Origin of the sequence: Devosia marina (genome assembly GCF_009758415.1) — a bacterium.
In the GTDB taxonomy this organism is placed as follows: Bacteria; Pseudomonadota; Alphaproteobacteria; order Rhizobiales; family Devosiaceae; genus Devosia; species Devosia marina.
Window position 1 is genome coordinate 363,388 of record NZ_WQRF01000001.1, and the last position, 25,056, is coordinate 388,443.

General features: G+C 62.0%; 24 protein-coding genes. 13 read left to right on the forward strand and 11 right to left on the reverse strand.

Annotated elements, in window-relative coordinates:
- Positions 1 to 48: 48 nt before the first annotated feature.
- A complete protein-coding gene (locus tag GO014_RS01640) occupies positions 49 to 414 on the reverse strand; it encodes a hypothetical protein (RefSeq protein ID WP_157288866.1) in 366 nt (121 codons plus the stop codon).
- Positions 415 to 633: 219 nt separating this feature from the next.
- Here GO014_RS01640 and guaB point away from each other — a divergent pair, with 219 nt between their 5' ends.
- The 8 genes from guaB (at position 634) to GO014_RS01680 (ending at position 10,077) form a co-directional block, all read left to right on the forward strand.
- On the forward strand, positions 634 to 2,136 hold the full coding sequence (gene guaB, locus GO014_RS01645) for an IMP dehydrogenase (RefSeq protein ID WP_116590754.1): 1,503 nt from the start codon (positions 634 to 636) through the stop codon (positions 2,134 to 2,136).
- 111 nt (positions 2,137 to 2,247) lie between these two features.
- Positions 2,248 to 2,682, forward strand: a complete 435-nt coding sequence (locus GO014_RS01650) for an MAPEG family protein (protein ID WP_157288867.1) — start codon at positions 2,248 to 2,250, stop codon at positions 2,680 to 2,682.
- A 3-nt stretch (positions 2,683 to 2,685) separates the two neighbouring features.
- Complete coding sequence (locus GO014_RS01655) at positions 2,686 to 3,975, forward strand: RsmB/NOP family class I SAM-dependent RNA methyltransferase (RefSeq protein ID WP_157288868.1); 1,290 nt, start codon at positions 2,686 to 2,688, stop codon at positions 3,973 to 3,975.
- Positions 3,976 to 4,098: 123 nt separating this feature from the next.
- Positions 4,099 to 4,584 (forward strand): TspO/MBR family protein, encoded by a 486-nt coding sequence (locus GO014_RS01660; RefSeq protein ID WP_157288869.1) that lies wholly within the window; start codon positions 4,099 to 4,101, stop codon positions 4,582 to 4,584.
- A 74-nt stretch (positions 4,585 to 4,658) separates the two neighbouring features.
- Positions 4,659 to 6,230: a glutamine-hydrolyzing GMP synthase gene (gene guaA, locus GO014_RS01665; protein ID WP_157288870.1), complete on the forward strand. Its 1,572-nt coding sequence runs from the start codon at positions 4,659 to 4,661 to the stop codon at positions 6,228 to 6,230.
- A 213-nt stretch (positions 6,231 to 6,443) separates the two neighbouring features.
- A complete protein-coding gene (locus GO014_RS01670; RefSeq protein ID WP_157288871.1) occupies positions 6,444 to 7,187 on the forward strand; it encodes a tetratricopeptide repeat protein in 744 nt (247 codons plus the stop codon).
- Positions 7,188 to 7,209: 22 nt separating this feature from the next.
- Positions 7,210 to 8,661, forward strand: coding sequence for a ribosome biogenesis GTPase Der (gene der / locus GO014_RS01675; protein WP_157288872.1), 1,452 nt, complete (start codon positions 7,210 to 7,212; stop codon positions 8,659 to 8,661).
- A 123-nt stretch (positions 8,662 to 8,784) separates the two neighbouring features.
- On the forward strand, positions 8,785 to 10,077 hold the full coding sequence (locus GO014_RS01680) for a hemolysin family protein (RefSeq protein WP_157288873.1): 1,293 nt from the start codon (positions 8,785 to 8,787) through the stop codon (positions 10,075 to 10,077).
- On the opposite strand, the gene GO014_RS01685 is transcribed toward GO014_RS01680, so the two are convergent.
- The 10 genes from GO014_RS01685 to rpsF form a co-directional block, all read right to left on the reverse strand.
- Entirely contained in the window at positions 10,074 to 10,667 is a 594-nt protein-coding gene (locus tag GO014_RS01685) for a GNAT family N-acetyltransferase (RefSeq protein WP_116590639.1), read from the reverse strand. The genes GO014_RS01680 and GO014_RS01685 overlap by 4 nt on opposite strands.
- A gap of 3 nt (positions 10,668 to 10,670) precedes the next feature.
- A complete protein-coding gene (locus GO014_RS01690) occupies positions 10,671 to 11,405 on the reverse strand; it encodes an SDR family NAD(P)-dependent oxidoreductase (RefSeq protein WP_116590640.1) in 735 nt (244 codons plus the stop codon).
- Positions 11,405 to 12,907, reverse strand: coding sequence for an amidophosphoribosyltransferase (gene purF, locus GO014_RS01695; protein ID WP_157288874.1), 1,503 nt, complete (start codon positions 12,905 to 12,907; stop codon positions 11,405 to 11,407). The genes GO014_RS01690 and purF overlap by 1 nt, the downstream gene beginning before the upstream one ends.
- A gap of 110 nt (positions 12,908 to 13,017) precedes the next feature.
- The gene (locus GO014_RS01700) at positions 13,018 to 13,650 is read right to left on the reverse strand and encodes a CvpA family protein (RefSeq protein WP_116590642.1); all 633 of its coding nucleotides are present in this window, start codon (positions 13,648 to 13,650) and stop codon (positions 13,018 to 13,020) included.
- Positions 13,651 to 13,766: 116 nt separating this feature from the next.
- Positions 13,767 to 15,173, reverse strand: a complete 1,407-nt coding sequence (gene radA, locus GO014_RS01705) for a DNA repair protein RadA (RefSeq protein WP_104891326.1) — start codon at positions 15,171 to 15,173, stop codon at positions 13,767 to 13,769.
- Between the two features lie 468 nt (positions 15,174 to 15,641).
- A complete protein-coding gene (gene alr, locus GO014_RS01710; RefSeq protein WP_157288875.1) occupies positions 15,642 to 16,769 on the reverse strand; it encodes an alanine racemase in 1,128 nt (375 codons plus the stop codon).
- A gap of 2 nt (positions 16,770 to 16,771) precedes the next feature.
- Entirely contained in the window at positions 16,772 to 18,256 is a 1,485-nt protein-coding gene (locus GO014_RS01715; RefSeq protein WP_157288876.1) for a replicative DNA helicase, read from the reverse strand.
- 243 nt (positions 18,257 to 18,499) lie between these two features.
- Positions 18,500 to 19,066 carry a 50S ribosomal protein L9 gene (rplI, locus tag GO014_RS01720; RefSeq protein ID WP_116590646.1) on the reverse strand — a complete coding sequence of 189 codons (567 nt, stop codon included), beginning with the start codon at positions 19,064 to 19,066 and terminating at the stop codon, positions 18,500 to 18,502.
- Between the two features lie 96 nt (positions 19,067 to 19,162).
- Positions 19,163 to 19,417, reverse strand: coding sequence for a 30S ribosomal protein S18 (gene rpsR / locus GO014_RS01725; protein WP_157288877.1), 255 nt, complete (start codon positions 19,415 to 19,417; stop codon positions 19,163 to 19,165).
- Positions 19,418 to 19,438: 21 nt separating this feature from the next.
- Entirely contained in the window at positions 19,439 to 19,825 is a 387-nt protein-coding gene (gene rpsF / locus GO014_RS01730; protein WP_116590647.1) for a 30S ribosomal protein S6, read from the reverse strand.
- 315 nt (positions 19,826 to 20,140) lie between these two features.
- Between rpsF and fabD the strand changes: the two genes are divergently transcribed.
- From fabD to mltG, 5 genes are all read left to right on the forward strand, one after another.
- Positions 20,141 to 21,091 carry an ACP S-malonyltransferase gene (fabD, locus tag GO014_RS01735; protein ID WP_157288878.1) on the forward strand — a complete coding sequence of 317 codons (951 nt, stop codon included), beginning with the start codon at positions 20,141 to 20,143 and terminating at the stop codon, positions 21,089 to 21,091.
- 57 nt (positions 21,092 to 21,148) lie between these two features.
- A complete protein-coding gene (gene fabG, locus GO014_RS01740; protein ID WP_116590649.1) occupies positions 21,149 to 21,886 on the forward strand; it encodes a 3-oxoacyl-[acyl-carrier-protein] reductase in 738 nt (245 codons plus the stop codon).
- Positions 21,887 to 22,182: 296 nt separating this feature from the next.
- Positions 22,183 to 22,419, forward strand: a complete 237-nt coding sequence (locus GO014_RS01745) for an acyl carrier protein (protein ID WP_046103861.1) — start codon at positions 22,183 to 22,185, stop codon at positions 22,417 to 22,419.
- Positions 22,420 to 22,447: 28 nt separating this feature from the next.
- Entirely contained in the window at positions 22,448 to 23,710 is a 1,263-nt protein-coding gene (gene fabF, locus GO014_RS01750) for a beta-ketoacyl-ACP synthase II (RefSeq protein WP_116590755.1), read from the forward strand.
- Positions 23,711 to 23,928: 218 nt separating this feature from the next.
- A complete protein-coding gene (gene mltG, locus GO014_RS01755) occupies positions 23,929 to 25,050 on the forward strand; it encodes an endolytic transglycosylase MltG (RefSeq protein ID WP_157288879.1) in 1,122 nt (373 codons plus the stop codon).
- The last annotated feature ends 6 nt before the right edge of the window (positions 25,051 to 25,056 follow it).

A 25,056-nucleotide genomic window follows, 5' to 3' on the forward strand; every position in this document is an offset into this window, starting at 1 on the left:
ATGCGTCCGCTCGTTCGCTTCAGGCGCATGTGGCTGGACCGGAACGCGCTAGCGACGGCCGCGCAGCCATCCGGCCAACAGAGGCAAAACCAGGGCGCTCACATAGTAGAGATAGACATCGGCCTTGTAATAGCCATCGGCGGGCTGCAGCAGCAGGACGATGAACACATAGTCCATCGCAACCGCAATTGACGCCCAGATCAGGCCAACGACCAAACCCTGTGCGAGCGTTTTGACATGGGCCCATCTCCACAGAACGAAAAAGGTCGCCGCCAGGCCAAGCGGGCTAATGTACCAGCCCAGATGCTGCGTCGGGACGACAGGAAACAGGGCAATGCCCAGAAGATAGCCGAAGAGCCACAACAGCAGTCCCCAGCCGGCACCATATTGCAGATAAAGTCGCCAATCGTTCATTTCGGCACCCAAGAAGTTGTCATCTTGAAAGCGTATCACCTTCGGGTGTGTCAGATCTTGTCATCGGTCAAATCCGGCGGGCACAAAGCGCCACGGCACTCTAGGCAAAGGCTGTCTCGGGTGCTATTGACCCTCGCCAACCTGAACCCGCGCACATTCAATCGCCGGTTCACATTCCAACAGTTCTGGATTTCATCAGAAGGCAGGAAGGGTCTGGCCTTGGCGAAGATTATTACCACCATCACCGGCGAATCGGCGCTCACTTTCGACGATGTGCTGCTGCAGCCAGCGCGTTCGGACATTCTGCCCACCGAGACCGACATCTCCACCTATGTCACCAAGGACATAGCGCTCAAGCTGCCGATCCTGTCGTCGGCCATGGACACGGTCACCGAAGCCAATATGGCCATTGCCATGGCGCAGGCCGGCGGCATGGGCGTCATTCACAAGAACCTGACCGCCGAGCAGCAGGCCGAGCAGGTCCGGATGGTCAAGAGCTTTGAAAGCGGCATGGTGGTCAACCCCATCACCATCGGTCCCGAGGCGACCCTGGCCGACGCCCTTGCGCTGATGCAGCAAAGCCGGATTTCGGGCATTCCAGTCGTCGAAAATGGCGGCAAGGGTGGCCGGGCCATCGGCAGGCTGGTCGGTATCCTCACCAATCGCGATGTGCGCTTCGCCTCCAATCCCAATCAGCCCATTGCCGAGCTGATGACCAGGGACAATCTCATCACCGTCGGCGATGGCGTGTCCAAGGACGAAGCCAAGGTGCTGCTGCATCGCCACCGCATCGAAAAGCTGCTGGTGGTGGATGCCGACTTCCGTTGCGTCGGCCTGATTACCGTCAAGGACATCGAAAAGGCCCAGCTTCACCCCAATGCCGTAAAGGACGAGCAGGGGCGCCTCCGCGTCGCCGCCGCCTCGACCGTGGGTGACGCCGGCTTTGATCGTTCGTTGCAACTGATCGATGCGGGCGTCGATCTTCTGGTCATCGACACGGCGCACGGCCATTCGGTACGCGTCGCCGAGGCCGTCGAGCGCGTCAAGCGCGAGAGCAATTCCACCCGTATCGTGGCGGGCAATGTTGCTACTCCGGAAGCTGCGCGCGCCCTGATCGATGCCGGCGCCGATGCCATCAAGGTGGGCATCGGTCCCGGCTCGATCTGCACCACCCGCATCGTGGCTGGTGTCGGCGTGCCGCAACTGGCCGCAGTCATGGGCTGTGCCGAAGAGGCGGGTAAATCGGGCGTGCCGGTCATCGCCGATGGCGGCATCAAGTTCTCCGGCGACCTGGCCAAGGCTCTCGCCGGTGGCGCGTCCTGCGTCATGGTCGGCTCGCTCCTTGCGGGCACCGACGAGGCGCCGGGCGAAGTGTTCCTCTATCAGGGCCGCTCCTACAAATCCTATCGCGGCATGGGCTCGGTCGGCGCCATGGGCGCCGGCTCTGCCGATCGCTATTTCCAGCAGGACGTGCGCGACCAGATGAAGCTTGTCCCTGAAGGCATAGAAGGCCAGGTGCCCTACAAGGGCCCGGTCAACGCCGTGCTGCACCAGCTTGCCGGTGGCCTTCGGGCGTCCATGGGCTATACCGGGGCGCACAATCTCAAGGACTTCCGCGAGAACTCGGTCTTCGTGAAGATTTCCGGCGCAGCCTTGAGCGAAAGCCATGTGCACGACGTCACCATTACCCGCGAAGCGCCCAACTACCGCAGCGGGCGCTAAGACACCCTGGCGTTGCCGGCGCGCCCGGCGGCGCCGCACGGCTCGCCGGAAAACTGATTCAGCAACAAGACGTTACTGAGAAAAACCGACTCTCTGGCGGAGCCTCAAGACATGCCCCTTCTCGACAAAATGCTCGCCCTCGCCATGGCTGCCCAGGTCCTCTTGACGCTGGGCCTGCTGGTATGGATGGGACGGGAGCGTGTGCCACGCGTCGTGCGGGGCGAAATCCGGGTGGCTGACATTGCCGTTGAAAAAGACGCCTATCCGCTCAAGGCGCGGCTGCTTTCCAATAGCTTCGACAATCAGTTTCAGCTGCCCCTGCTGTTCTTCGTCGGCGCGCTGACCGCTCTCCTCTTTGGCCTGCTCGATTGGTTCACCGTCGGCCTGGCTTGGTTATTCGTCTTCCTGCGCTACGTACACGCCGCCATTCATGTCACCACCAACCGGGTCTATCGGCGATTTACCGCTTATGTTGCCGGTCTTGCCGTCCTGGCCCTGTTCTGGCTATGGCTGGTCCTTCGCCTTTTGCTTGCCCCGAGTGTTTGATCCATGCGCCTCCCCGGCCGACTTGCCGCCGCCATTGAAGTTCTGTCCGACGTCGAAACGCGGCACCGACCCGTTTCCGAGGCGCTAAAGGCCTGGGGCATCAACAATCGCTTCGCGGGGGCCGGAGATCGCGCCGCCATCGGCAATCTTGTCTATGACGCCCTGCGCCGCCGCGCCTCCCACGCAGCCGCGATGGGCACGGACAGCCCGCGTGCCCTCGTGCTGGCTGTGGCCATGCGCGATTGGGGTGAAACGCCGGACAGCCTTGCTGCGGCCTTCGAGGGCGATAGCCATGCCCCCGAGGCGCTGACGACAGATGAGATTGCGGGAGCGACGGCGGATATTTCCAGTGCGCCGGCGGCTGCGCGCGCCGATGTGCCCGAATGGCTGGTCCCCTCGCTCGAGCGTGCGTTCGGGGATGACTGGATCGCAGAAGGCGCGGCAATGACCGGGCGTCCCTCACTGGATCTGCGCACCAATGCGCTCAAGGCATCGCCCGAAAAGGTGATGAAGTCGCTGGCGCGGTTTTCACCTCAGCCCACCACGATCGCGCCGTTCGGTATCACCATTCCGGCCGGCCCGCGCGACGCTCGCACGCCCAATGTCACAACTGACGAGGGATACCAGAAGGGCTGGTTCGAGGTGCAGGACCAGGGCAGTCAGATCGTAGCCATCCTCTCTGGTGCCCGCGAGGGCGAACAGGTGCTCGACCTCTGCGCCGGGGCAGGGGGCAAGACATTGGCCCTGGCCGCCGCAATGGGCAATAAGGGCCAGATCTTTGCCTATGACGCCGACCGTTCGCGGCTCGCGCCGATTTATGACCGCCTCAAGCGCAACACGGTGCGCAATGCCCAGGTCCGTGCGCCGCAGGATGGCGCGCTGGATGATCTGGTCGGCAAGATGGACCGGGTGGTTGTCGATGCGCCCTGCACCGGCACGGGCACCTGGCGTCGCCGTCCGGATACCAAATGGAAGCTGACGCCGGAACTGCTGGCCCAGCGCCAGTCCGAACAGGCGGCCCTATTGGTGGAGGCCTCGCGCTACCTCAAGCCGGGCGGCACGCTGGTCTATATCACCTGTTCCATTCTGCCCGAGGAGAACGACGATCAAATCAGCGCGTTTCTGGCGGCCAATGCCGGCTTTGCAACCCAGGACATGACCATCGCGTGGCGCCAGACCCTGATCACCGACCTTCCCGAGGGCCTGGCTACCCCGGGCGGTGGCATCTGCCTGACACCCCAACGTACAAATACCGATGGCTTTTACTGCCATCTGCTGCGCAAGATGGCGTAAGCTTCCCGCTTGGCCTGGGGGGGCAGCCGGCGCTTGATTGACCAGTGGGCCACGCGGGTTCAAGGTTGAACCACGACACGTTATTCAACGTTCTTCTCAAACGAAGTCCGACGGGAGAGCAACATGTCTGCAGCCACCAGCGAATATCGCAGTCCGCAATCTTGGATCACCTTGGCGATCTTCCTCGCTCTCGTCGTGGGTGTTGGTGGGTTTATCGGCAGCCAAACGGCGCCGGGTCCGTGGTTTGAAGAACTCGTCAAACCACCACTCAACCCACCCAACTGGGTTTTCGGGCCGGTCTGGTTCACGCTATACGTCATGATCGCCGTGGCAGGCTGGCGCATCTGGATGGATCAACCCAAATCCACGGCCATGACACTTTGGGGTGTGCAGATGCTGCTCAATTGGGCTTGGTCGCCAACCTGGTTCGGCGCGAACATGCCCTGGCTGGCGCTGGCTATCATCGTTGCGCTTTGGCTTGTCATTGTCGGGTTCATTGTCATCGCCCGCAAACGGGATCAACTGGCCGCATGGCTGTTTGTGCCCTATCTGGCCTGGGTGAGCTTTGCGACCTACCTCAATCTCTCAATCGCGGTCCTTAACGCATAGGGCTACGGGGAGCCTTGCGTTTTTGCATGGCTCGTAACCTTGCGGAATTCGTGTGGCGAGGCTAAAGCCTCGCCATGCAGCACCCAGACACCGCCACCCGCAACGACACCATCCTGATCGTCGACTTCGGCTCGCAGGTCACCCAGTTGATCGCCCGCCGTATTCGCGAAACAGGTGTTTACTGCGAAATTCATCCCTTTCAGTCCGCCGGCGCTGCCATGGCAGAGCTCAATCCCAGGGGCGTCGTGCTCTCGGGCAGCCCTGCCTCGACGCTGGACGAGAATGCGCCCACCATCGACCCGGTCATTCTCGACGCCGGCGTGCCGATCCTGGGCATCTGCTACGGCCAGCAGGCGCTCTGCATGGCGCTGGGTGGCAGGGTCGAAGCCGGCCATCATCGCGAGTTCGGCCGCGCTGACCTGACCGTCCACAAGAACAACAGCCTTTCCGAAGGTGTGTGGGTACTCGGCTCCGATCATCAGGTCTGGATGAGCCACGGCGATCGGGTGGTCGAGCTACCTGAAGGCTTTGAGGTGGTGGGCACCTCGCCCAACGCGCCCTTCGCCATGATTGCCAATGAGGAGCGCCGGATCTGGGCCGTGCAGTTCCACCCCGAGGTGGTCCATACGCCCGATGGGGCCCGGCTCTACGCCAATTTCGTGCACAACATCTGTGGCATCGAAAGCAATTGGACCATGGCGGCTTACCGCGAGAAGATGGTCGAAAAGATTCGGGAACAGGTGGGCACCGGCAAAGTGATTTGCGGTCTGTCTGGCGGTGTCGATTCTTCGGTGGCCGCCGTGCTGATTCACGAGGCCATCGGCGATCAGCTCACTTGTATCTATGTCGATCACGGCCTGATGCGGCTGAATGAGAGCGAACAGGTCGTCACCATGTTCCGCGATCAGTTCAATATCCCGCTCGTCCATGTCGATGCCGAAAAACTCTTCATCGGCGAGCTGGAAGGTCAGTCGGACCCCGAGACCAAGCGCAAGATCATCGGCCGCCTTTTCATCGAGGTGTTCGAGGAAGAGGCAAAGAAGCTCGGCGGCGCCGATTTCCTGGCGCAGGGCACGCTTTACCCCGACGTCATCGAATCCGTGTCCTTCAGTGGTGGCCCATCGGTCACGATCAAGTCTCACCACAATGTGGGTGGTCTGCCCGAGCGCATGAACATGCAGCTTGTCGAACCGTTGCGCGAACTGTTCAAGGATGAAGTGCGCGCGCTGGGTCGCGAACTGGGCATTCCAGAGAGTTTCATCGGTCGCCACCCATTCCCGGGGCCGGGCCTCGCTATCCGTTGTCCCGGCGGCATCACGCCTGAAAAGCTCGACATCCTGCGCCAGGCCGACGCCATCTATCTCGACGAGATCCGCAAGTCCGGCCAATACGACAAGATCTGGCAGGCCTTTGCGGTGCTCCTGCCGGTGCAGACGGTCGGCGTCATGGGCGACGGCCGCACCTATGAGTTCGTCTGTGCGCTGCGTGCCGTCACCTCAGTCGATGGTATGACCGCCGATTTCTACCAGTTCGACATGAATTTCCTGGGCAAGACGGCCACGCGCATCATCAACGAAGTTCGGGGCATCAACCGGGTGGTCTACGACGTGACATCCAAGCCGCCCGGCACGATTGAGTGGGAGTAGCCACCGGCGGTGCAAAGCGCCGCAAAATCAGTCCAGTGGACTGATTTTAGGGGGCTACGCCCGGAGAGCTATGCTCGGCGGGCATCGGTGACCGGCCATAGGCCTTAACGAGCACAGTGCCATTCCACCCGGCTCGCCTTGGCGAGCCGGTTTGCATTCCGGGGGGCGCGTGATAATGCTCGCCCTCAAATTCTTTCTTGCCTTAGGCTGACCATGTCCAACGAGAACATTTTCCGTGAAATCGACGAGGAACTGCGCACCGATCGCATGCGGGCGCTGTGGCGCCGCTTTGCGCCGTTTGTCATCGGTGGCGCCGTTGCCATCGTCGCTCTGGTGGCGATCAATGAGGGCTGGTCCTGGTACACCAGCAGCCAATCGGCCGCGGCCTCCGAAGAACTCTATGCAGCCTATGACGCGGCTGAAGCCGGCAATATCGATGAGGCGATAAGCCAGCTCGATGCTCTGGCCGCCGGTGGTTCGGGCGGCTATCCGGTTCTGGCCGAGTTCCGCAAGGCCGCCCTGCTGGCCGAACAGGGAGACACGGCTGGTGCGGTTGCGGCCTATGACAGCCTGGCCAATACTCAGTCCAACCCCCGCCTGCGCGAACTGGCCCTGTTGCTGGCCGCCAACCTTCTGGTCGACAGCGGCTCGCTGGCCGATGTCGAGGCGCGCATCGGCACGCTTGCGACCGAGGACAGCCAGATGCGCCGCGTTGCCGGAGAACTGCTCGGCCTGGCACAGTATAAGGCGGGCGAATTCGCTGCGGCCGAAGAGAGTTTTGAAACCGTGCTGAACGATCCGCTGGCACAGAGCGGCATCCGCAATCGCATGGCCTATTATCTGGCGCAGATGTTGTCCGAAGGCGTGGTGGCTGAGCCCGCGCCGGAGCCGGCCGCGAACGACGCCGATGGCGCAGCGATCGACGGCGAGCCCGCTGCCGAAGCCGCGGCCGAATAGTCCGCATTTCAGGGGAACCGCCATGACGGTCACACTTGCCATTGTCGGCCGTCCAAATGTCGGCAAATCCACCCTGTTCAATCGGCTGGTCGGTCGCAAGATCGCGCTGGTCGACGACACGCCGGGCGTGACGCGCGACCGGCGAGAGGCCGATGGGCGCATTGCGGACCTGCATTTCAAAGTGCTCGACACCGCCGGCTATGAAGACGTCAAGGATGGCAGCCTTGAGGATCGCATGCGCCAGCAGACCGAACTGGCCATCCGCGAAGCCGATATCATATTGTTCATGATCGATGCCCGGGCCGGCGTCGTGCCGCTCGACCAGCGCTTTGCCCAGGTGCTGCGCAAGGCCGGAAAACACGTGCATCTCGTTGGCAACAAGGCCGAAAGCAGCGCCGCCGAAGCCGGCCTTGTCGAAGCCTTCAAGCTTGGTTTTGGTGAACCCATTCCCTTGTCGGCAGAACACGGCCTGGGCCTGTCTGAGCTCTATTCCATCGTTTCGGCGGCCATCGACAAGGCCGAGGAGCAAAAGGCGGCTGCTGCGGCCCTTGGCGAAGAAGTCGCAGACGATCTCGATTTCCTGCCGGAAGTCGATGTCGACATCACCCCCGACATGCTCGAAGGGGAGGGGGATGACGCGACCTTGCGTTGGAACCCGCGCCGCTATCTCAATGTGGCCATTGTCGGGCGCCCCAATGCGGGCAAGTCCACCCTGGTCAATCGCATGGTGGGCGAGGATCGCGTGCTGGTTGGCCCCGAAGCTGGCATTACCCGCGACAGCATCCTGGTGCCCTGGGAATGGGAAGGCCGCATCGTCAACCTGGTGGACACCGCCGGTATCCGTCGCCGGTCCCGTGTCACCGGCAAGCTGGAAAAGCTGGCTGTGGGCGATAGTCTGCGTTCCATCCAATATGCCGAAGTCGTCGTGCTCATGCTCGATGCCACCGTGCCATTCGAAAAGCAGGATCTGGCCCTGGCCGACCTGGTCGAGCGTGAGGGCCGGGCGATGGTCATTGCGCTCAACAAATGGGACTTGATTGAGGACAAGAACGAAACGCTCAAATTCCTGCGCGAGGAATGCGAACGGCTATTGCCGCAACTGCGCGGCGTTCCACTTGTGACCCTGTCGGGGCTGACCGGCAAGAATATCGATCGGCTGATGGATGCCATTTTCGAGATCGAGCGGAACTGGAATGCGCACGTGTCCACCTCGCGCCTCAATCGCTGGCTGGCAGGCATGATTGAGGGGCATCCGCCCCCGGCCGTCTCCGGCAGACGCCTTAAGCTGCGCTACATGACCCAGGCCAAGACGCGACCACCCAGCTTCATCGTCTTCTCTTCCCGCCCGGACGCGGTGCCCGCGTCCTATCAGCGCTATCTCGTGAACGGATTGCGCGAGGCCTTCGACATGAAGGGGACGCCAATCCGCCTTTGGCTGCGTGGCGGCAAGAATCCTTACGTGGACAAGAAATAGCCAAATCTGAGCCCGGGGCATCTGATAACACACCAAGCCCTGTTTACGTCTCGGCGCCTTGCCCTATGATGCGCCCGTCGGAGCACCCCGCCATTGGTCGCGGCGTGCCAATAGTGCACTCTCTTGTTTACAGAAATTCTCATTGTTGTTGTGCTGATCCTGGTGAACGGCGCATTGGCCATGTCTGAGCTGGCGGTGGTCTCGGCCCGCCCCGCGCGGCTCAGGGTCCTGGCCGAACAGGGCAATATCGGCGCGGCCACAGCCATGCGCCTGGCCGAAGAACCCGGCAAGTTTCTCTCATCCGTCCAGATCGGCATTACCCTGGTCGGTATCCTTTCGGGCGCCTTTTCCGGTGCGACGCTGGGCCTGCGCCTTACCACCTGGCTCAAGGATGTCGGGCTGGCGGACAATCTTGCCGACATCGCAGGCGTTGGCGTCGTGGTCGTACTGATTACCTATGGGTCGCTGATCCTGGGGGAGCTGGTGCCCAAGCAAATTGCCTTGCGTAACCCTGAAGCTGTAGCGGCTCGCGTGGCCCGGCCTATGGCGCTGCTGGCTCTCATTGGCACGCCGGTCGTCTGGCTGCTGGACGCGACGGGCAAGGCCGTCCTGCGCCTGTTGGGGCAGGGACACCAGACCGAGGATTCCGTCACCGAAGAAGAAGTGCGTACCATCATCGCCGAGGCCACTACAGCCGGTATCCTCGAGCATGAGGAACACTCCATGATTTCGGGCGTGATGAAGCTGGCCGACCGCTCGGCACGCGGCATCATGACCCCACGACTCGATGTTGTGCTGATCGACCTCGAAGACAGCTATGAGGACAATCTCAAGATCATCCTCGAGACCTCGCACACCAAGGTGCTGGTGCAGGAAGGGGATGCCGACAGCATACAAGGCGTCCTGGCCCAGTCCGACCTGCTACCGGCACTGGTTGCCGGGAAGCAGCCGGACCTGCGTGCCCTGGTCAAGCCCGTTCCGGTCGTGATGGAGCATTCCGATGCGCTTGATGTGGTCGAGGCCATGCGCAAGGAACGCGCCCAGATGGCGCTTGTTGTCGATGAATACGGGCACTTTGAGGGGATCATCACCTATGGCGATGTTCTTGAGGTCATCACCGGCATTTACAATGAGGAGCCAGGCGACGAGCCTGCATTGACCCAGCGCCAGGACGGCTCCTGGCTGGTTGCAGGCTGGATGCCTGTCTATGACTTTGCCGAGCGCTTCAACGTGCCCGTGCCCAAGGATGCGCGCTATGAAACCGTGGCCGGATTTGTACTGTCTCAGATCAACCACATGCCCGCTGTCGGCGAGATATTCGAGCAGGATGGCTGGCGATTTGAGGTGCTTGATTTGGACGGACACCGTATCGACAAGGTGCTGGTGACGCCGGCCGCGCCGCAGAACGTGGACTAAAGCGTCATACCGAACCAGACTACACCCGGCTCCTCACGAAGCGGCGTAAAGCCGCTGCGGGTCCAGAAGGCTATGCCGCCACTATTGCTGGCGCTGGCGCCCAGGTGAATGCCGCTTACGCCAGCCGCTTTCGCCTGGGTGACCCACATATCGAGAAGGCGTGTGCCCACCCGCTGTCCGCGCAGGCGCGAGAGCAGGTTCATATGGATATGGGCGGGATAGCCCGCCACGATGTCCGCCGGCGTCTTTTCCGGCTGCATGATGGCTGCGATGCGTCCCCGGTCAGCTTCGGTCATGCCGGAAGGGTCGGCATATCTGGCGCGCAGAGCTGGCCACCAGTCCTGCTCCAGCCGCTGTGTGAAGCGATTGCTGTCATGAGTGCCCACGATATAGCCGGCAACGCCCGCGTCATCTTCGGCGACGAAGACGTTCTCGGGTTCCAGAACCCCATAGGGCGCCGAGTAGATATGTCCCACAAGCTTGTGGTCGCTATGCAGCTCGGTTGCATCCTTGCTGGCGTCGCCCGTCTGCAGGCAGATCGCATAGAGCGCGTCGAGATCGTCAGGGCGGTAGGAACGCAAGGCCAGCATGGTTCAGATGTCTTCGAAGGCGCCAGTGCCGACATCGAACAGCCGGCCATTTTCGTCAAGCGACGGGCTCAGCATGTCGATCAGGCTCGGCGCCACCTCCGCCGGGGTCGGCAGCGTATTGGGATCTTCACCAGGCATGGCCTTGGCCCGCATCGCGGTACGCACAATACCCGGATAATACACATTGGCGCGCACCTTGGTGGTCGCGACCTCACCCGCATAGGACTTGACCAGCGCGTCAAGAGCCGCCTTGCTGGCTGCGTAAAGGCCCCAGAATGGGCGAGCAGAGCGGGCGGAGCCGGAAGAGACGAAGACGGCGCGTCCAGCCTCGGACTGGCGCAGCAACACATCCAGCGAGCGCAACAGGCGATAATTGGCCGTCACATTGACTGCCAGCACCTTGTCGAAATCATCGGGCTTGATATGGGCCACCGGGCTCAGTACGCCAAGTTGGCCGGCATTCGCCACCAACCCATCCAGATGCCCCCAGCGCTCAAAGATCGCAGCGCCCAGCCGGTCAATTGCGTCACCATCGCGCAGATCGAGCGGCACCAGAGTGGTCGAGCCTCCGGCCGCCTGAATTGCGTCGTCCAATTCTTCCAGCCCGCCAACGGTCCGCGCCACGGCAATCACATGCGCGCCGCGCTGTGCTGCTTCAATGCTGGCGGCATAGCCAATGCCGCGCGATGCGCCAGTGACCAGGACGACCTTGCCGGCCAGTTCGGTTTTGTCAGTCATCAACCCGCTTCCTTGAGCAGCGAAATCTGCTTGGGATCGCTCATCGTGCGTCCATGCAGATCGGTCAACTGCGTCGGATAGTCACCTGTGAAATAATGATCGGTGAACTGTGGTGCCTTGGCGTCGCGCTTTTCTCCGCCCACGGCCTGATAGAGCCCGTCAATGGACAGGAAGGCCAGTGAATCCGCCCCGATATAGCGGCACATGTCGTCAAGCTCGGCATATTGGTTGGCCAGCAGCTTGTCCGGATCGGGCGTGTCGATGCCATAATAATCCGAATGGAAAATCATCGGGCTGGCGACGCGGATATGCACCTCCGTCGCACCTGCTTCGCGGATCATCTGCACGATCTTGACTGATGTGGTGCCGCGTACGATGGAATCATCGATCAGCACCACACGCTTGCCGGTAATCTCTGCCCGGTTGGCAGAATGCTTGAGGCGCACGCCAAAGGCTCGGATCTGCTGGGTTGGCTCGATGAAGGTGCGGCCCACATAGTGATTGCGGATAATGCCCAGCTCGAACGGAATCCCGCTCTGCTGCGCAAATCCGATGGCGGCTGGCGTGCCGCCATCAGGCACCGGCACCACGACATCGGCCTCGACCGGGGCCTCAATGGCCAGGTTCTTGCCCATGTTCTTGCGCGCCGTATAGACACTGCGGCCCGAAACCATGCTGTCGGGGCGGGCGAAATAGACATATTCGAACAGGCAGGGGCGCTCGGGGACCTGATGGGCGGGCTTGCGCGCCTCGATGCTGATGGAACCATCCGGCTGCATCTCGCAGATGATGACTTCGCCATTCTCGACATCGCGAACATATTTGGCGCCGACGATGTCGAGCGCGCAGGTTTCCGAACAGAAGATCGGCTTGCCATCTAGATCGCCCATCACCAGCGGCCGGATGCCGACCGGGTCGCGGGCAGCGATCAGCTTGGTGCGGGACATGGCCAGCATGGCATAGCCCCCCTCCATCTGCCGGATCGCGTCGATAAAGCGGTCGGCGGTGGAGGAATGGCGCGAACGGGCGATCAGGTGCAGCACCACCTCACTGTCCGATGTCGACTGGCAGATGGCGCCGGTGGCGATGATCTGCCGGCGCAGGGTCAGCCCATTGGTGAAATTGCCATTGTGGGCGATGGCGATGCCACCGGCTTCCAGTTCGGCAAATAGTGGCTGCACATTGCGCAGCGCCACTTCCCCCGTGGTTGAATAGCGCGTGTGGCCAATCGCGATATTGCCGGGCAGTTTCGCCAGCACAGCGGGGTCGGTGTAGTGGTCGCCCACCAGACCCATGCGCTTTTCCTGATAGAACTGGCGGCCATCGAAGCTAACGATACCGGCCGCTTCCTGACCGCGATGCTGCAGGGCATGCAGACCGAGGGCGGTAAGGGTCGAGGCATCGGTGTGCCCCAAAATGCCAAACACGCCACACTCTTCGTGCAGCGTGTCTCCATTGAGATCGAAATCGTCATCGTTCCAATGGGTCACCGGGTTCTCCATGCGAATTGGGGCCTGCTCGCAAATAGCGCATTTACCTGCCGGCCATCAATGACAGATGGGGTCGGCAGGATTGAGGCGGGTGCGCTGCTGCCCGCCAAACTTGTCTGGCCTCAAGCCTCGGGCGCCGGGTCAACCACCGGGTCGGTCGGGTCGACGGTGCCATCGATGCTGGGGTCCGGCGTGCCGCCCTCAAGCGGGGCAGCCGGCGCCTGCGGATCTTCGGTCAGATTGGCGCCGCCACCCGAGAGAATGTCGGTCACCTGCTGCTCAAGACCTTCGGGCAGCATGGAAATCAGCGTGTTGCCCATGTCGCGCAGATAAGGCAGCGACTGGGCGTTGCTGGCCCAATCCGGCAGATTGGTGCCGAGCAGCCAGATGCCAAAAATGGTGATGACGATGGCGATCAGAATGCCGCGCAGCACGCCAAATACGAAACCAAGCGTGCGGTCGATCGGGCCGATACGGCTATCCACCACGAAATCGGCAATGCGCATGGTAAGCAGATGCAGTACGATCAGCGCAACGATGAACGTCACGACCACCGTGGCAATGTCGGCTACCACGGGTTCTGCGATATATTGCCGGGCAATATCGGGATGGTACTGCCACATGTAAACGGCGATGGCGGCCGAGCCGGCCCAGGTCGCCAATGACAGGACTTCGCGGGTGAGCCCCCGTGCCGTGGCCAGGATCGCTGAAATCAGCACCAGCACACCCACACCAACGTCGAACGCAGTCAGCATATGTCTTTGCCCTGTTGTCTTGCCGCCCCGGCTTTTGCTGGACCTTTAACGGCTTTGATGCGCCCTGCCAAGCCTAGCGGTGCCGCGTCCTCATAATCTCCCCGGAAACCATTTGTTTACCAGCCCTCTGGCTCCGGTTCCGGCATCTGGCGCTTGCCGCGCGCAGCAATGCGGCTGACCATGTCGCTCAATTGCGCATATTCAGTGACCTCAAGGCCGCTATTGCGATCCGCCTTGCCCAGCTTGCCGGTAACGACCGAGCCAAAGCCCAGCTTCTCGGCCTCGCGCAGGCGTAGCGCTCCATGCACCACGGGCCGCACCCCGCCGGCCAGCGAGATTTCCCCGAAATAGACAGCATCGGCGGGCAGTGACGCGCCGGTGAGCGAGGAGATCAGGGCCGCAGCCACGGCCAGATCGGCCGCCGGCTCGTTGATCTTCAGCCCGCCGGCGACATTGAGATAGATGTCATTGGCGCCGATCCGGACCCCGCAGCGCGTTTCGAGCACAGCCAGCACCATGGAGAGGCGCGAACTGTCCCAGCCCACCACGGCGCGGCGCGGCGTGCCGAGCGGGGAGGGGGCAACCAGCGCCTGGATTTCGATGAGGATTGGACGGGTCCCCTCCATGCCGGCAAAGACCGCGGACCCGGCCGCGTCCTTGTCGCGCTGATCCAGGAACAGGGCGGAAGGGTTAGCCACCTGTTCAAGGCCAAGCTCGGTCATGGCGAAGACGCCGATCTCGTCGGTGGCGCCGTAACGGTTCTTCACCCCGCGCAGGATGCGGAAGGTGTGGCTGCTGTCGCCCTCGAAATAGAGCACTGCATCGACCATGTGCTCGACCACACGCGGTCCGGCAATCTGCCCGTCCTTGGTGACGTGGCCCACCAGCACCACGGCGGCGCCGCTCTTCTTGGCAAAGCGTGTCAGGGCCTGGGCAGAGGTGCGCACCTGGGTGACTGTGCCAGGAGCCGAATCAACGCGGTCGGTCCACAGGGTCTGGATGGAATCGATGATGACCAGGTCCGGCGGCGGCCCGCTTTCGAGGGTGGCAAGAATGATTTCGACATTGGTTTCGGCGGCCAGCAGCACCCCGGCTTCGCCCAGCCCCAATCGCTGCGCCCGCAGCCGGACCTGTGCGACCGCTTCTTCGCCCGAGACATAAATGACGCGCTTGCCCTTCTGGGCCAGAGCCGCTGCCGATTGCAGCAACAGGGTGGACTTGCCAATGCCCGGATCACCGCCAACCAGGAGGGCCGATCCCTTGACGAAGCCTCCCCCGGTCACCCGGTCCAGCTCGGCAAAACCGGTGACCACGCGCGCCGCGCTTTCGGTTTCGCCTGAAAGCGGCACCAGATTGGCCGGGCGGCCGCTGGCCTTGGCCGATTTCGGACCCGCGCCAACCCCGGAATCCACCAGTTCCTCGACAATGGTGTTCCACTCGCCGCAGGCGTCGCAGCGCCCCTGCCAACGGCTGGAGACGGCCCCACAGGACTGGCAGATGAATTGGGATCGGTTCTTGGCCACGCTTACTCTTTCCCCCGCGCGATCGAGCGTTCCGCCAGCTTGCGCGTCGTGTTCCAGTTCCGGGCCGTGTTGAGCCCGAATCGCTAGTCGATCAGCCGGATCAGCTTACCCGACCCGGCGTCGTCCTGCGAGAAATCCACAACCAGATGCTTCTGGACGATGTGGATGATCTCCGAACCCTCATAGTCGTTCAGCCTAGCAAAAGCTGGCTGCCGAGCGGCGAAGAAATAGACGCCCGTTTCGGTGGGACGAAACTGGGCGTCGACAGACCACTGGCGCGCGGCAAAACGGCGTAGATAGGCGGGAAGACAGCCAAAGCGAATCCGGACGTTGAATCGCCAAAAAGGCTAGCAGAAACTGGATGGCCTGGGCAAGAACGAAATGAGAACAAATCAATGGCGAGTTTAATGGCCGCTCCGGCCAATCGGCTGCGCCATTGCAAGATTGGAGCGGCGTGCGGAGGTGATGCTATTCCGGGATGTTTCCGTCGCCGACATAATTCCGGCTGTAGCGGCCCTTGAGGCTGGTGAGGATCTCATAGCCGATTGTGCCGGCCGCATCGGCCTGATCGTCGACGCTGACATTGACGCCCAGTACTTCGGCGCCTTCGCCGGGCGTGGGCAGGTCGGAGCCGAGCTCAGTCACATCCACCACGGTGAGGTCCATGGAAATTCGGCCGATCACCGGGCAGTGCTTGCCGCGAATGAAGACCTTGCCGCCCGGGCGCGGATTGGTGCCCGACAGTGAGCGCAGGAACCCATCGGCATAGCCATAGCCGAGGATGGCCAGCTTGGAATTGCGATTGAGCGTATAGGTGGCCCCATAGCCCACCGACTCGCCGGTGCGGCCCTCGGTAACCTGCAGAATCGGCACATGCAGCGTGACGACCGGTTGCATCGGGTTCTTCCGGCCACCCACGGCGCGGCCGCCAAACAGCGCGATACCGGGGCGCACCATCTGGAAATGATAGTCGCGTCCAGTCATCAGGCCCGCTGAGTTGGCGAGCGACGCTGGAATGCCAGGAAATTGCGACATGACCGAACCGAACAGTGCCAATTGCGTCCGGTTCTTTTCATGATTGGGCGTATCGGCACAAGCCAGATGACTCATCACCATTTGGGGCGCATAGCCGAGCTTTTCGATGCTCTCGCGCACAAGGCTCGCCTCGTTGAGGCGGAAGCCGAGGCGGTTGATGCCGGTGTCGAAATGGAAGGCCGCCGGATAGGCCTCATTGCGCTCGATGCATTTGGCCATCCACTCTTCCAGCATCGACATGGAGGAGAGCACCGGCATCAGATTCTGCCGGATGTAGAGATTGGCCGCGCCCGGATACAGGCCATAGAGAATGAAGATATGCGCGTCCGGCACCGCGGCACGCACCGCCATGCCTTCATCGGGCGTTGCCACGAAGAAGAAGCGCGCGCCTGCCGCATGCAACGCCTTTGACGCCTGCTCGATACCGGTGCCATAGGCATCAGCCTTGACCACGGCAGCGGTCAGCGCGCCGGCGCTCACCTTGTCCAGGGCGCGCCAGTTTCGGGCCAGGGCCCCCAGATCAATGCTCAATTGGCCACCAAGGCCAGAAGTCAGCGCCATGCCTATTCCATGCGTTCAGGCAGATAGTCTGCCCGAGCAAGGTTACCAAAGCGGGTAAACTGCGCCTCGAAGCTCAACTGCACCGTGCCGGTGGGGCCGTGGCGCTGCTTGGCGATAATCACTTCCGCCTTGCCATGCACCTTTTCCATTTCGCCCTGCCAGGTCAGATGCTCCGGCGTGCCCTCTTTGGGCTCCTTGTTCTTGAGATAATATTCTTCGCGATACACGAACAAGACCACGTCCGCGTCCTGTTCGATAGAGCCCGATTCGCGCAGGTCGGCCAATTGCGGATGCTTGTCCTCGCGCGCTTCCACCTGACGGGAGAGCTGGGAAAGCGCGATCACCGGCACTTCGAGCTCCTTGGCCAGCGCCTTGAGCGTCGTCGTGATTTCCGTGAGTTCCTGCACGCGGTTCTGGCTCGAGGCCTTCGAGGAGCCCGAGAGCAACTGCAAATAGTCGACGATGAGCAGATCCAGGCCCTTCTGGCGTTTCAGGCGCCGGGCGCGGGCGGCAAGCTGGGCCACCGAGATGCCGCCGGTATCGTCGATATAGAGCGGCACCTTGCTCATCACATTGGACACATCAACCAGCTTGGCGAACTGGTTGTCGTGAATGCGGCCGCGGCGGATGTCGGACGAGGAAATCTCCGCCTGCTCGGCCAGAATACGGGTAGCGAGCTGTTCGGAACTCATTTCCAGGCTGAAGAACCCGACAATGCCGCCATTGACGGTCTTGGAATGCCCGTCAGGGGTCACATCGCCCCGCCAGTTCTTGGCGACGTTGTAGGCGATATTGGTCACGAGCGACGTCTTACCCATGGCGGGACGGCCGGCAAGGATAATCAAGTCGGAGCGCTGTAGCCCGCCCATCTGCCGATCGAGATCGTGCAGGTCGGTCGCAACGCCCGAGAGGCCCCCATCACGCTGAAAGGCTTCGCCCGCCATCTGGATGGAAGCATTGAGCGCAGAACCAAAGGCCTGGAAGCCACCGTCATAGCGGCCCTTTTCCGCCAGTTGGAAAAGCTCACCCTCAACCTTCTCGATCTGTTTGACCGGGGTCATCTCGACGTCGCTGTCATAGGCGACCGAGACCATTTCCTCGCCCACCATGATCAGATTGCGCCGGATGGCGAGGTCATAGATGGCCTGGCCATAGTCCCCGGCATTGAGCACCGTCGTCGCCTCTGCCGCCAGGCGCGAGAGATACTGCATCATCGTGACTTCGGGCAGAAGCTGGTCGGGCAGATGGGTCTTGAGCGTGGCCGGTTCCGCCGCCTTGCCGGCGCGGATGATCTTGCCGGCGAGCTCATAGATATCGCGGTGGATCGGCTCGTAGAAATGTTCGGGCAGCAGGAAATCGGCGACGCGATAGAAAGCGTCGTTGTTGATCAGGATGGCGCCCAGCAGCGCTTGCTCCACATCCACATTGTGCGGCGCGACGCGAAACGACTTGTCATCGGCAGGGTGAAGGCGGGCGATCTCGGCCATGGGTCTTCCTGGGGGTTAGCCTTTCTTAACCATGCATTTTGGCGCTGAGTCTTGGGCTAGCGGGACGGGGGTTAAAGTTTCCCTGATGGCCCCTGTGAACTCTGTGGACAACGGGGATTTCACCTGACGCCGGTTGCTTCTCAAGACTCACTGGCGCGCTGCACTGAGTCTGTCGCAATTGTCGTGCAAAAGCAAAAGGCCGGGCATTGGGCCCGGCCTTTCAAATGCAGATTTGAACGAAGGCTACTCTTCGTAGCGGTCTTCAGCGGCAGCAGCGGCCTGGCCGGCTGCGAAATCGCCATCTTCGTCGCTGTCGAAGGTGGGGACAGTAACGTCTTCACCAGCAGCCTGGCGCACTGCTTCGTCTTCCGAACGCGCCACGTTGACGGTGATCGAAACGGCCACTTCCGGATGCAGCGAAAGATCAACCGAGTGCACGCCGACGGTCTTGATCGGGTCGGCCAGGTCGACCTGGTTGCGCTGGACGGTGAAGCCGTCCTTGGCCAGGGCATCGACGATGTCGCGGGCAGCAACCGAACCGTACAGCTGGCCGGTTTCACCAGCCTGACGGATCATGATCACGGCATGGCCGTTCAGACCCTCGGCAATGCCGGCGGCCGCATTGCGGCGCTCTTCATTGCGCTGTTCGATGTGGGCGCGTTCGTTTTCGAACTTCTTGCGGTTGGCTTCCGTGGCACGCAGGGCCTTGCCCTGGGGCAGCAGGAAGTTACGGGCAAAGCCGTCCTTGACGTTGACTTCGTCGCCGATGGAGCCAGTACGGCCAACGCGCTCGAGCAGAATGACTTTCATGTCTTTTTTTCCTTTGGCTGTCCCGCTCTCATAGGAGCGGTTAGGAGCCGCGAACCATTCGCGACCCCAGCGATGCAATCTCAGTGAAGCTGAAGCTTACTGGACAGCGTAGGGCATCAGGCCGATGAAGCGGGCGCGCTTGATGGCACGGGCCAGTTCACGCTGCTTCTTGGCCGACACGGCGGTGATGCGGCTCGGCACGATCTTGCCGCGCTCGGAGACGTAACGCGAAAGCAGGCGCACATCCTTGTAGTCGATCTTGGGCGCGTTCTCGCCGGAGAACGGGCAGGTCTTGCGGCGACGCTGGAACGGACGGCGAGCCTGGGAAGTGGTAAGGTCTTTGATAGCCATTTTCGTGATCTTCCTTGTCTCTTAGAAGCGGCGCGGACGGCGTTCGCCGGAGAAGCCACCACGACCGCCATCGCGGTCATCACGGTCGCGCTTCTGCATCATCGCGGACGGGCCTTCTTCCAACTCGTCGACGCGCACGGTCATGAAGCGCAGGATGTCTTCATTGATGCGCATCTGGCGTTCCATTTCGGCGACGGCAGTGGCCGGTGCTTCGATGTTGAGCAGGGTGTAGTGCGCCTTGCGGTTCTTGCGGATGCGGTAGGAGAGACCCTTGAGGCCCCAATATTCGTTCTTGGTGATCTTGCCGCCGCCCTGGCCGAGAACTTCGGCGAGCTGTGCGGTCAGTTCCTCAACCTGCTGCTGGGAAACGTCCTGGCGAGCCAGGTAGATATGTTCGTAGAGGGCCATTGATGCGCCTTCCTTTCGAGTTTTACTCAACAATGCCTGGCGCGGAGCCCCTTCGAAGCCGGAAAGGCGTCAAAGCAGTCTTGCAAAGAGCGGGAACACGGGAGGCCGGGTCCGCCGGACCCTGTTCATGCAAAGCATAAACCCTCCGTTCAGCCCCCGGCCAAACGAATTGCTGGCGCGGCTATAGAGGAATGAGGGGAAGAAGGCAAGCGGCGCATCCGTTCGCCTTGACTCCGCCGTACACTCCCGGCAAAGCGCCGGGCAACTGGACAGGCCGCTTGCGGCTTGTCACATTGGCTCGAAAAGGGATCGAACATGTCCATTTCCGCTTTCACTTTTCCAGGGCAGGGCAGCCAGGCTGTCGGCATGGGCAAAGATCTTGCGCACGAGTTCACCGAGGCGCGGGCCGTCTTTCACGAGGTGGACGAGGCTTTGGGCGAGCGCCTTTCCTCGATCATGTTCGAGGGGCCGGAAGACATTCTGCGCCTGACAGAAAACGCGCAGCCCGCGCTGATGGCTGTCAGCGTGGCGGTGATCCGGGTGCTAGAGGCCAGGGGGATTTCGCTCAAGGACCACGCAAAATATGTCGCGGGCCACTCACTGGGCGAATATTCGGCGCTGTGTGCCGCTGGCACCTTCAGCCTGGCCGATGCGGCGCGTCTGCTGCGCACCCGTGGGCAGGCCATGCAGAAAGCCGTGCCGGTGGGCCATGGCGCCATGGCGGCGCTGCTGGGTCTGGACCTTGAAACCGCGCAGGCCGTGGCCGATGAAGCCGGGCAGGGCGAGGTCTGTGCCGTCGCCAATGACAATGCTCCGGGTCAGGTTGTGATCTCCGGCGCCACGGCCGCCATCGAGCGCGCCGTAGACATTGCCAAGGGCAAGGGTGCCAAGCGCGCTCTGCTGCTGCCGGTCAGCGCGCCCTTCCATTGTTCGCTGATGCAGCCGGCCGCCGAAGCCATGGCAGCGGCACTCGCCGAAGTCGAAATGAAGGCGCCCGTGGTGCCGCTCGTGGCCAATGTCCTTGCCGCTCCGATTTCCGATCCGGACGAAATCCGCCAGCGCCTTGTCGAGCAGGTGACCGGCGTTGTGCGCTGGACCGAAAGCGTGACCTGGCTCACCACCGCGGGTGGTGTGGCCAATCTGGTCGAACTCGGCTCGGGCAAGGTGCTGACGGGCCTAGCTAAACGCATCGCACCGGATGCCTCGGCCCAGGCCGTCGGAACGCCGGCCGATATCGAGGCATTCGCCGCCCAGCTCGGGGCCTGACCCGCTTGAATCACAATCTGAAGCGCTTGAATCGCTTTCTCCCCGGAGGAGACCTAAATGTTTGATCTTTCTGGTAAACGCGCTCTTGTGACGGGCGCCAGCGGCGGCATTGGCCGCGAAATCGCCAAGGCCCTGGCCGCTGCCGGCGCGACGGTAGCGCTTTCCGGTACCCGCGTGGGTGCACTGGAAGATACGGCCAAGGAAATCGGCAAGGATTGTCCCATCCTGCCCGCGAACCTCTCCAAGCTCGACGAAGTCGACAAGCTCGTGCCGGCCGCCGAGGCCGCGATGGGTGGCGTCGATATCCTGGTCAACAATGCCGGCATGACCCGCGACAATCTCTTCATGCGCATGAAGGACGAGGAGTGGGACGACGTCATCGCCGTCAACCTGACCGCTGCCTTCCACCTCAACCGCGCCGTGCTGCGCGGCATGATGAAGGCGCGTTGGGGCCGCATTATCGGCATTTCCTCGGTGGTGGGCGTGATGGGCAATCCGGGGCAAGGCAATTATGCTGCCTCCAAAGCCGGCCTGATCGGCATGAACAAGGCGCTGGCCTATGAAGTGGCGAGCCGCAACATCACCGTGAACTCCATCGCCCCGGGCTTCATCGCTTCGGCCATGACAGACGAACTCAACGACAAGCAGCGGGACGCGATCCTCTCGACCGTTCCGGCTGGACGCCTTGGTACTGCACAGGAAATTGCCGGTTGCACGGTGTTCCTCGCCAGCGATTCTGCCGCCTACATCACAGGGCATACGCTCAACGTGAATGGCGGCATGGCGATGCTTTGAACCGTCCCAAAGGGTAAATCTCTCCGGTGGAGAGAATTGAGGTGAGAAGGCCATTAGAGCTAGGCTCGAATGGCGGTGCTGCATGGCAAAAGCCTTGGAAACCTTGGCAATTGCGGCTGGCTATGGCGGAAGAAACATGGTACCTCGCGCCCCGGTCGATCTTGCCAGCCTGCCTTGCGGGCGCACAGAAGGCCGCATACATTGCCCCTGTGCAAACCAATTGTGCGCTTGATGATTTGGCTTTGCGCCAATAAGAAGCGAAACGAAACGTCGATTTCTAAAAAGGGAAGTCAAATATGAGCGATGTCGCTGATCGGGTCCGCAAGATCGTTGTGGAACACCTCAATGTGGATGCCGAGAAGGTCACCGAAAAGGCCAGCTTCATCGACGATCTGGGCGCAGATTCGCTGGATCAGGTCGAGCTGGTGATGGCATTCGAGGAAGAATTCTCGGTCGAGATTCCTGACGACGCTGCTGAGTCGATCCAGACTTTCGGTGACGCGGTCGCTTTCCTGACCAAGGCCACCAGCTAACGCTGGGGCTAGGCCGCTGACCATGGAATTGCGCCGAGTCGTCGTCACCGGACTGGGGCTTGTCACACCGCTTGGTTGCGGTGTGGAAGCAACTTGGTCCAATATTCTTGCCGGCAAGAGTGGCGCCAAGCGTATCGACGATTTCGAAATCGACGATATCGCCTGCCAGATCGCTCACCGCATTCCGCTCGGGGACTATGCCGATGGCAAGTACAACCCCGACGAATGGATGGAGGTGAAGGAGCAGCGCAAGGTTGACCCCTTCATTGTCTATGCCATGGCTGCGGCCCAGCAGGCCATCGAAGATGCCGGCGTCGAGCCCAAGACCCAGGAAGAGCAGGAACGCACCGGCGTCCTGATCGGCTCGGGCATTGGTGGTGTCGGCGGCATTTATGATGCGTCAATCACCCTGCACGAAAAGGGGCCGCGCCGCATCAGCCCCTTCTTCATTCCCGGTCGACTGATCAACCTTGCCTCCGGCCAGGTGTCGATCCGATTTGGTCTGAAAGGCCCGAACCACTCTGTGGTGACGGCATGTTCGACTGGCGCCCATGCCATTGGCGACGCTGCCCGTCTCATCGCCCTTGGCGATGCCGATGTGATGGTCGCCGGCGGCACGGAAAGCTGCGTCAACCGGCTGTCGCTGGCGGGCTTCTCGGCCGCCCGCGCCCTCTCGACCGGTTTCAACGACAATCCTACCGCCGCCTCGCGCCCCTATGACAAGGACCGTGATGGTTTCGTCATGGGCGAGGGTGCCGGCATTGTCGTTCTGGAAGACTATGAGCGGGCCAAGGCCCGCGGCGCCAAGATCTATGGCGAGGTGATCGGCTATGGCCTGTCGGGCGATGCCTATCACATCACCGCCCCGTCGCCGGATGGTGACGGCGGTTTCCGCGCCATGAGCGCGGCGGTCAAGCGAGCCGGCATTTCAGCCTCCGAGATCGACTACATCAACGCCCACGGCACCTCGACCCCCCTGGGCGACGAGATCGAACTGGGCGCGGTCACCCGCGTTCTGGGCGATGCGGCGTCCAAGTCGGTGATGAGTTCGACCAAATCCGCTGTTGGTCACCTCCTGGGTGCGGCCGGTTCGGTGGAAGCGATCTTCTGCCTGCTGGCCATGCGCGACAACACCGCGCCGCCGACGCTGAACCTGGATAATCCTTCGGTCGAAACCGAGATCAATCTTGTGCCGCACACGCCGCTCAAGAAGGAAATCAATGTGGCACTGTCCAACAGCTTCGGTTTTGGCGGCACCAATGCGACCCTGGTCATGCGCAAGGTGCAATAGCATCGCGCGGAAAAGTGGACGGCGGTTTCCCGCATAGTCGATGCGTACGATTTGAGCTTTTCCACGAATTGTAAGGGGCACATTGCACTCACCTGCGATGTGCCCCTTGTCTTTGCGCGCCGGCGTTGCGAACAATGCCGGCGCCCCGCCACAGTTTGGCGCAAGAATAATGACAACCAGGGCCGCCAAGGCCCATATTCGCGAGTGACAGGGATACGATGAACGATCGAAGGAATCGCCGCCGCCGCCGCTCAGGTAATGGCTTGGTCGACATCCTCAATGGCCTGCTGACCCTCCTGGTCATCGGCCTTGTCGTGGTCGGGGGCGGTCTTTTCTATGTTGCCTCGCAATATTACGGCGATGGCCCGTTGCGGGAGGACCGCGTGTTCCGCGTGGAATCGGGCAATACGCTTTCCACCACGGCCAACCGCCTCGAAGAACAGGGCTTCATTACCAATTCGATGATCTTCAGCCAGTTTGGCAGCCGCGTCGAGGAGAGCGCCATCATCAAGGCAGGCGATTTCAGCATCCCGGCCGGCGCCTCCATGTCCGAGATCCTCAAGGAGCTGACGCTCGGCAATCCGTTGCGCTATGCCGTCACCATCCCCGAAGGCTGGACCGTATGGCAGGCCATCCAGCGCATCAATGCCGATGACCGGCTGACTGGCACAATCGACCAGCTTCCTCCCGAAGGGTCGATCCTGCCCGGCAGCTATGACTACACCCCCGGTGACACCCGCCAGTCGGTGCTGGACGCGATGCAACTGGCCATGACCCAGGCGCTGGCGCAGGTCTGGGCCGGGCGCGAGGCGGATCTGCCGCTCGAATCGCCTGCCGAACTGCTCATCCTGGCCTCGATCGTCGAGAAGGAAACCGGCATTGCGTCTGAGCGGCCGCAGATTGCCGCCGTCTTCGTCAACCGTATCCGCCAGGGCATGCGCCTGCAGTCGGATCCAACTATCATCTATGGCATTACGCTGGGCCAGGCGACGCTCGACCGTGGCATTCGGCGCTCCGAAATCGAGGAGCGGACGCCCTACAATACCTACCAGATTGATGGTCTGCCACCGACCCCCATTGCCAATCCGGGCATCGAGGCTCTGGAGGCCGTGGCCCACCCGGACAGCCATGACTACCTCTACTTCGTGGCCAAGGGGGCGACGCCGCGCGAGGGCCATGTTTTCGCCGAGACCTATGCCGAGCACCAGCAGAATGTGGCGCGCTACCGCGAGATAGCCGCCGAGGCGGCGGCGCAGGCCGAGGAAGAGGCCGAGGCGGCGCGCCAGGCACTGGAGGCCCAGGAGGCTGAGGGCGCCGCCGAAGCCGAAACGGCACAGTGAGCGCTT

Coding starts and splice junctions, on each gene's coding strand:
- GO014_RS01640 (WP_157288866.1), bottom strand. CDS start 414: ATGAACGATTGGCGACTTTATCTGCAATATGGTGCCGGCTGGGGACTG.
- GO014_RS01650 (WP_157288867.1), top strand. CDS start 2,248: ATGCCCCTTCTCGACAAAATGCTCGCCCTCGCCATGGCTGCCCAGGTC.
- GO014_RS01655 (WP_157288868.1), top strand. CDS start 2,686: ATGCGCCTCCCCGGCCGACTTGCCGCCGCCATTGAAGTTCTGTCCGAC.
- GO014_RS01660 (WP_157288869.1), top strand. CDS start 4,099: ATGTCTGCAGCCACCAGCGAATATCGCAGTCCGCAATCTTGGATCACC.
- guaA (WP_157288870.1), top strand. CDS start 4,659: ATGCAGCACCCAGACACCGCCACCCGCAACGACACCATCCTGATCGTC.
- GO014_RS01670 (WP_157288871.1), top strand. CDS start 6,444: ATGTCCAACGAGAACATTTTCCGTGAAATCGACGAGGAACTGCGCACC.
- der (WP_157288872.1), top strand. CDS start 7,210: ATGACGGTCACACTTGCCATTGTCGGCCGTCCAAATGTCGGCAAATCC.
- GO014_RS01685 (WP_116590639.1), bottom strand. CDS start 10,667: ATGCTGGCCTTGCGTTCCTACCGCCCTGACGATCTCGACGCGCTCTAT.
- GO014_RS01690 (WP_116590640.1), bottom strand. CDS start 11,405: ATGACTGACAAAACCGAACTGGCCGGCAAGGTCGTCCTGGTCACTGGC.
- purF (WP_157288874.1), bottom strand. CDS start 12,907: ATGGAGAACCCGGTGACCCATTGGAACGATGACGATTTCGATCTCAAT.
- GO014_RS01700 (WP_116590642.1), bottom strand. CDS start 13,650: ATGCTGACTGCGTTCGACGTTGGTGTGGGTGTGCTGGTGCTGATTTCA.
- alr (WP_157288875.1), bottom strand. CDS start 16,769: ATGGCGCTGACTTCTGGCCTTGGTGGCCAATTGAGCATTGATCTGGGG.
- GO014_RS01715 (WP_157288876.1), bottom strand. CDS start 18,256: ATGGCCGAGATCGCCCGCCTTCACCCTGCCGATGACAAGTCGTTTCGC.
- rplI (WP_116590646.1), bottom strand. CDS start 19,066: ATGAAAGTCATTCTGCTCGAGCGCGTTGGCCGTACTGGCTCCATCGGC.
- rpsR (WP_157288877.1), bottom strand. CDS start 19,417: ATGGCTATCAAAGACCTTACCACTTCCCAGGCTCGCCGTCCGTTCCAG.
- rpsF (WP_116590647.1), bottom strand. CDS start 19,825: ATGGCCCTCTACGAACATATCTACCTGGCTCGCCAGGACGTTTCCCAG.
- fabD (WP_157288878.1), top strand. CDS start 20,141: ATGTCCATTTCCGCTTTCACTTTTCCAGGGCAGGGCAGCCAGGCTGTC.
- fabG (WP_116590649.1), top strand. CDS start 21,149: ATGTTTGATCTTTCTGGTAAACGCGCTCTTGTGACGGGCGCCAGCGGC.
- GO014_RS01745 (WP_046103861.1), top strand. CDS start 22,183: ATGAGCGATGTCGCTGATCGGGTCCGCAAGATCGTTGTGGAACACCTC.
- mltG (WP_157288879.1), top strand. CDS start 23,929: ATGAACGATCGAAGGAATCGCCGCCGCCGCCGCTCAGGTAATGGCTTG.